Raw genomic sequence first — 6,241 nt, 5'->3', positions numbered from 1 at the left:
CCCCGGCGGCCGGCTCGGACTGGTCGCCGTCGTGGTCTCCCACGCGGTGATGGTCGGCGTCATGGTCATGACCCCGGTGCACATGGGGCACGCCGGCGGCCCCGAGGGGACGACGCTGCGGCTGGTCGGCCTGGTGATCAGCGTGCACGTGGCCGGCATGTACCTGTTCAGCCCGCTGGTGGGCCTGCTGGCCGACCGCGCCGGACGGCGGACGACGGTGGCCGTCGGCACCGGGCTGCTGCTGGCGGCCGCCGCGGTGGCCGGGACGGCGCCGCCCGAGGCCGCCGGCCGGCTGGGCGCCGGCCTGCTGCTGCTCGGGCTCGGGTGGTCGTGCGGCCTGATCGCGGGGTCCACCCTCGTCACCGAGTCGGTGCCGGCCGAGGTCCGGCCGACGGCGCAGGGCGGTACCGACCTGCTCATGGGCCTGGGCGCCGCCGTCGCGGGCGCCGTCGGCGGGCCGCTGCTCGCCCTCGGCGGCTTCGGTCTGGTGGCCGCCGTCTCGGCGGCGCTGGTGCTGCCGCTGGTCGTGGTGTGGCTGCGGGCGGGCGCGGCGGGCTGACCGCTCAGCGGCCCCGCATGCCGCGCCACAGGAGGACGAGCGTCACCAGCATGCACAGCGCGATGCCGATCTCCAGGACGGTGTCCCAGGTCGCCGAGCCGGTGGTGGGGAACACGCCTCCAGACTAGATCACCAAGTATGGTGAAGCGACTTCACCGTGCAGGAGGCTCATGATGTCCGGCCCCACGTCCGCCGACGACCGCCGGGTGGCCGCGCTCGACCGGGTGGTGGAGGTGACCGTCCTCCTCGGCCGCGACATGACGGCGTCCCTGGCCGCCTCGGGCCTGACCGTCGCCCGCACCACGCTGCTGTGGCAGCTGCGCGCCACCGGGCCGAGCACCCAGCGCGTCCTGGCCGACGCCCTCGGCACCAGCGCCCGCAACGTCACCGGCCTGGTCGACGGCCTCGTCGACGCCGGCCTGGTCACCCGCGAGCCGCACCCGGGCGACCGCCGCGCCACCCTGGTCACCCCGACGGCGCGGGGCGAGGAGGTGCTCGTGGAGCTGGCGAGGGGGCAGGCCGAGCTGGCCGGGCAGCTGTTCGGCGGCCTGTCCGGGGAGCGGCTCGACGGCCTCGTCGACGCCCTGGACGAGGTCCTCGAGCGGCTGCGGGCGCTCGTCCCGGGCGGCGCGACGTCCGGGAGCCCGTCGTGACCGCCGGCGAGCTGGTCCGGCGTGCGGTGGCCTCCGAGCTGGGGACGTGGCGCAGCCTGGCACGCTGGGTCCGTCGCCGGCCCGACGTCCCGCCCGGCGCGGAGCCGTTCCCGTACGCGTCGGCGGTGACCCCGGTGCTGTGGACCTTCATCGTCCTGTCGGCGGTCGAGATCCCGCTCGTCGACTGGCTCCTGCCGTGGCCGTCGCTGCGCGTCGCCCTGCTCGTCGTCGGTGCCTACGGGCTGCTGTGGATGATCGGCCTGCTCGCGGCGATGCGCGTGCACCCGCACACCGTCGACGCCGAGGGGCTGCGGTTGCGCTCGGGGGCGTCGGTCGACGTCCGGGTGGCGTGGGAGGACGTCGCCGCGGCCCGCGTCCGCCGGCGCAGCGTCGAGGGCTCGCGGACGGTCGTCGTCGCCGAGGAGGGGGAGCGGCGGGCGGTGTCGGTGGCCGTCGCCGGGTCCACGCAGGTCGACGTCGAGCTGCGGACGCCGCTGGTGCTCCCGCTGGCGCGCGCCGGCGGGCAGCCGGTGGGCGAGTTGCGCCTGGCCGCCGACGACCCGGCCGCCCTCGTCCGGCGGCTGCGGGCGGGGATCGCCGCGGCGGCCGCCACCCCCGAGGGGGACGCGCGCTAGCGTCGGGGCGTGCGCCTGCAGGAGTTCTGGTCACGGCTCGACGCCCAGTTCGGGTCGATGCGGGCGCAGAGCGTGACGCGCGACCACGTGTTCGCCGCGCTCGGTGGCCGCACCGCCGCGGACGCCATCGAGGCCGGCCTGCCGGTGCGCCGGGTGTGGCTGGCGATCTGCGAGGAGTACGACGTCCCGCCGAAGGACCGCTGACCCGGCCCTCTCCGGCGCCGCTCCCGGGCGGCCGTCCCGCGTGCCTGCGTGTCGCTCGACTCGAACGTGTGTTCGCCCTACAGTGGCGTCCACAGGGAGGTCGCTCCTCCACAGGTCCGGCTCGTCACCGGAAAGTGTCAGACCCCCGACCTAGCGTCGTCCCCGACACCCACACGACTCCGCACCGCGACTCTCCCGAAGGTGAGCACCATGGCAACGCTCGACCGCGACAAGGCCCTCGACATGGCCCTGGCCCAGATCGACAAGCAGTTCGGCAAGGGCTCGGTCATGCGGCTGGGCGACACCCCGGCCCAGGCCATGAAGGTCATCCCGACCGGCTCGATCGCGCTCGACATCGCACTCGGCATCGGCGGCCTGCCCCGCGGCCGTGTCGTCGAGGTCTACGGCCCGGAGGCCTCCGGCAAGACCACGGTCGCCCTGCACGCGGTGGCCAACGCCCAGGCCGCCGGCGGCATCGCGGCCTTCATCGACGCCGAGCACGCCCTCGACCCCGACTACGCCCGCGCCATCGGCGTCGACACCGACGCGCTGCTGGTCAGCCAGCCCGACACCGGTGAGCAGGCGCTCGAGATCGCTGACATGCTGATCCGCTCCGGCGCTCTCGACGTCATCGTCATCGACTCCGTGGCGGCCCTGGTGCCCCGCGCCGAGATCGAGGGCGAGATGGGTGACAGCCACGTCGGTCTGCAGGCCCGCCTGATGAGCCAGGCGCTGCGCAAGATCACCGGTGCGCTGAACAACTCCGGCACCACCGCGATCTTCATCAACCAGCTGCGCGAGAAGGTGGGCATCGTCTACGGCTCGCCCGAGGTCACCACCGGTGGTCGCGCGCTGAAGTTCTACTCGTCGGTGCGCCTCGACGTCCGCCGGATTGAGACCCTGAAGCAGGGCACCGACGCCGTCGGCAGCCGGGTCCGCGTCAAGGTGGTCAAGAACAAGGTCGCGGCCCCCTTCAAGCAGGCCGAGCTCGACCTGCTGTGGGGTCAGGGCTTCAGCCGCGAGGGCGGCCTCATCGACGCCGGCGTCGAGCAGGGCTTCATCCGCAAGTCCGGCGCCTGGTACACGTACGAGGGCGACCAGCTCGGCCAGGGCAAGGAGAACGTCCGCACCTTCCTGCGCGACAACCCCGACCTCGCCGACGAGATCGAGAAGAAGGTCAAGGAGAAGCTGGGCATCGGACCGCAGGTCGACGCCCCGGTCGCTGAGCCGGCCGCTGCTCCGGTCGACTTCTGAGCGATCCGGTGACCGGCTGGTCCGGCTCGGCTCCCGGGTGGGCTGACCCCGAGCAGTCCGACCGGCCCGGAGGTCGGCGGGGTCGCGCGCCACGCGACCGCGCCGCCCGCCGACGGCGGCCCGGACCGTCCCCTGACCCGGACGGTCCGGCCGCCGTGCCCGCCACGGACGACGCACCTCCCGGGGACCCCGCCGACGACCCTGGCGACCCGGAGTCCGTGGCCCGCGCCATCTGCCTGCGGGCGCTGACCGGCTCGGCGAAGACCCGTCAGCAGCTGGCCGACCTGCTCGAACGCCGCGGCGTCCCCGAGGAGGCCGCCGGTGCCGTCCTCGACCGCTTCGGCGAGGTCGGCCTCATCGACGACGCCGCCTTCGCCCGCGCCTGGGTGAGCTCCCGGCAGGCCGGCCGCGGCCTGGCCCGCCGCGCGCTCAAGGCCGAGTTGCGGGCCAAGGGCGTCGATGGTGAGGACGCCGAGCAGGCCCTCGCCCTCGTCGACGACGAGGACGAGCGCGTCTCCGCCCGGCGGCTCGTCGAGCGACGGCTGCCGAGCCTGCGCCGCGTCGACCGGGTCACCGCCACCCGCCGGCTCGTCGGCATGCTCGCCCGCAAGGGCTACGGCGGCGGCCTGGCCGGGGCCGTCGTCCGCGAGGTCCTCGACGAGACCGGCTTCGGCACCGACCACGGCGGGGACGGCTGGGAGGACGACCTGCCCTGACGGGCTGACACGAACGGCGACGGGCCCCGTCGGCGACCGCAGCAGCGGCCGGCGACGGGGCCCGTCGTGTGTCCGGGTGTGGCGTCCCGGGAGGTCAGCCGGCGGCGGCGCTCCACGCGGTGAGGTCGACCGCGCGCCCGTCCGGAGACTCGTCGTCGGCGACCAGGCAGGCACCCCGGCCGCCGGGCGCCGAGTCGTGAGCGGCACGCAGCCACTGCTGGACCAGCGCCTCGAAGCTGCGCTCGGGGCGGGTGGCCGGGCGGCTCACCGGGCCGAGGAACGTCAGGTCGAGCTCGTCCCCGTCGCGGGTCCGCAGGACGATGCGGCAGCGCGCGCGACGGTGCCGCGCCGGGGGGACCACCTCGCGGATGACGGCGGACTCAGCCCCTGCGGCGAGGGCGAACTGCGCGGCAGCCGCACGCAGCCGGTTCACGAACTCCTGAGCGGCGTCGACCTGCCCCACGGGCAGGCGCACCACGGCGGGCAGCGGCGGCACGACGGGGCAGAGAGCGGTGTCCACGCCCCCTCTCTCGGCAGGCTGGCCCTCGGGCCTGACCACCCGCGCGACGGCGGTGTGCCACGGTGTGCGCGGGACTCCGCGTGACCGTTCCGTGTCCGCCTCTCGGTCAGACGGGGCCGCCGCCCCCGCCCATCTGCACGTCGGCCGGGAGCTCGATCTCCTTGGCCGCCGCCGTCTTGCTGCTGCTGCGGGTGCGCTTCTCGATGGTGCGCGCCAGCTGTGACAGCAGCACGTTGAGGACGATGTAGATGAGGCCGGCGGCCACGTAGAGCTGGAAGGTGTACTGGCTACCGAACTGGAAGTTGAAGAACTCGACCAGGCTGCGCGCGGTCCGCAGGAGCTCGACGTAGCCGACGATGAAGCCCAGCGACGAGTCCTTGAGCAGGACGACGAGCTGCGCGACCAGCACCGGCAGCATGCGGCGCACCGCCTGAGGCAGCAGGACCAGCGTCATGACCTGCGTCTTGCGCATGCCCAGGGCGAAGGCCGCCTCCTGCTGGCCGCGGTCGACCGACAGGATCCCGGCGCGGAAGATCTCGGCCAGGACGGCCATGTTGTAGAGCGTCAGGCCCAGGGCCAGCGCCCGGAAGGCCGTCATCGGGACGCCGACGGTCGGCAGGAACAGCAGGCAGAACAGGATCAGGATCAGCAGCGGCACGGCGCGGAAGAACTCGATCACCACGCCGACGGGGATCCGCACCCAGGCGTGGTCGGAGAGCCGCCCGACGGCCAGCAGGGCGCCGAGCACGGTGGCCGCCACCATGCCGACCGCCGCGACCGCGAGGGTGTTGACCAGGCCGTCGCCGAGGGCCTGCGGCACGCCGGAGGCCGGGTCGAACAGCACCGCCCAGCGGTCGGGCTGCAGCTGGCCGTTTGCGCCCAGCCGCCAGAGGACCAGACCGATCAGGGCCAGGACGACCAGCCCGCCGACGGCGGTGCCGATGCGCTGCCGCCGGCGGGCGGTCGGCCCGGGCAGGTCGAACAGGACGCTGGTGCTCATCGGACGATCGCCACCCGGGTCTCGATGGCCCGGATCAGCCAGGCGGAGGGGAGCGTGATGACGAGGTAGCCGAGGACGACTGCGGCGAAGACGGCCAGGAGCTGGTCGGCGTTGGCGTTGGCCAGCCGTTGCAGGGCAGCGGTGAGGTCGGTGACGGCGAAGCCCGCGGCGATCGAGGTGTTCTTGGCCAGCGCGATCCAGACGTTGCCCAGGGGCGGGACCACGGTGCGGAACGCCTGGGGCAGCACGACCTGGCGCAGGGACTGCCCGAACGTCAGCCCGAGCGCGCGGGCGGCCTCGGCCTGGCCCGGCGGGACGGCGTTGATGCCCGAGCGCAGCGCCTCACAGACGAACGCGGCGGTGTAGAGCGACAGCGCGGCGACGGCGGTGACGAACCGGCTCGGGAACTGCAGGTCGATCTGCACGATGCCGAAGGCGAGGAAGAAGAAGACGACGGTCAGCGGGGTGTTGCGGAACACCTCCACGTAGAAGGTGGCCAGGCCCCGCAGCGGTCCCACGGGGCTGACCCGCATCGCGGCGAGCACGGTGCCGAGCACCAGGGCGCACACGCCGCTGACGACCGCGAGCGAGAGCGTCGTCAGGAACGCGCTCCACAACAGGTCTGCGTTGTCGCTGAGGAACTGCACCGCGCCCTCGATGTGTCAGGTGACGAGTGGCGGGGGCGGGGGGGGGGGGGGGG

General features: G+C 74.3%; 9 protein-coding genes. 6 read left to right on the top strand and 3 right to left on the bottom strand.

Annotated elements, in window-relative coordinates; translation table 11 throughout:
• From ABQ292_RS25825 to ABQ292_RS25800, 6 genes are all read left to right on the top strand, one after another.
• Window positions 1-559, top strand: a 559-nt coding sequence (locus ABQ292_RS25825; RefSeq protein WP_369210565.1) for an MFS transporter, incomplete at its 5' end; no start/stop codon positions are given.
• A 173-nt stretch (window positions 560-732) separates the two neighbouring features.
• Complete coding sequence (locus ABQ292_RS25820; RefSeq protein WP_369210564.1) at window positions 733-1,212, top strand: MarR family winged helix-turn-helix transcriptional regulator; 480 nt, start codon at window positions 733-735, stop codon at window positions 1,210-1,212.
• Window positions 1,209-1,847: a hypothetical protein gene (locus tag ABQ292_RS25815; RefSeq protein ID WP_369210563.1), complete on the top strand. Its 639-nt coding sequence runs from the start codon at window positions 1,209-1,211 to the stop codon at window positions 1,845-1,847. Before ABQ292_RS25820 ends, ABQ292_RS25815 begins: the two co-directional genes overlap by 4 nt.
• Before the next feature lie 9 nt (window positions 1,848-1,856).
• Complete coding sequence (locus ABQ292_RS25810) at window positions 1,857-2,051, top strand: DUF3046 domain-containing protein (RefSeq protein WP_369210562.1); 195 nt, start codon at window positions 1,857-1,859, stop codon at window positions 2,049-2,051.
• A gap of 210 nt (window positions 2,052-2,261) precedes the next feature.
• Window positions 2,262-3,305, top strand: a complete 1,044-nt coding sequence (gene recA, locus ABQ292_RS25805) for a recombinase RecA (RefSeq protein ID WP_204691078.1) — start codon at window positions 2,262-2,264, stop codon at window positions 3,303-3,305.
• Window positions 3,306-3,460: 155 nt separating this feature from the next.
• A complete protein-coding gene (locus ABQ292_RS25800; RefSeq protein WP_369210561.1) occupies window positions 3,461-4,021 on the top strand; it encodes a regulatory protein RecX in 561 nt (186 codons plus the stop codon).
• Between the two features lie 94 nt (window positions 4,022-4,115).
• On the opposite strand, the gene ABQ292_RS25795 is transcribed toward ABQ292_RS25800, so the two are convergent.
• The 3 genes from ABQ292_RS25795 to ABQ292_RS25785 form a co-directional block, all read right to left on the bottom strand.
• Window positions 4,116-4,541: a hypothetical protein gene (locus ABQ292_RS25795; protein WP_369210560.1), complete on the bottom strand. Its 426-nt coding sequence runs from the start codon at window positions 4,539-4,541 to the stop codon at window positions 4,116-4,118.
• Between the two features lie 106 nt (window positions 4,542-4,647).
• Window positions 4,648-5,541 (bottom strand): amino acid ABC transporter permease, encoded by an 894-nt coding sequence (locus ABQ292_RS25790; protein WP_369210559.1) that lies wholly within the window; start codon window positions 5,539-5,541, stop codon window positions 4,648-4,650.
• Window positions 5,538-6,188: an amino acid ABC transporter permease gene (locus tag ABQ292_RS25785; protein ID WP_369210558.1), complete on the bottom strand. Its 651-nt coding sequence runs from the start codon at window positions 6,186-6,188 to the stop codon at window positions 5,538-5,540. Before ABQ292_RS25785 ends, ABQ292_RS25790 begins: the two co-directional genes overlap by 4 nt.
• Between the last annotated feature and the right edge of the window lie 53 nt (window positions 6,189-6,241).

The sequence above is a fragment of the Geodermatophilus maliterrae genome (genome assembly GCF_041018925.1).
Classification (GTDB): domain Bacteria; phylum Actinomycetota; class Actinomycetes; order Mycobacteriales; family Geodermatophilaceae; genus Geodermatophilus; species Geodermatophilus maliterrae.
This window is presented reverse-complemented; position numbering and strand designations above follow the sequence as displayed.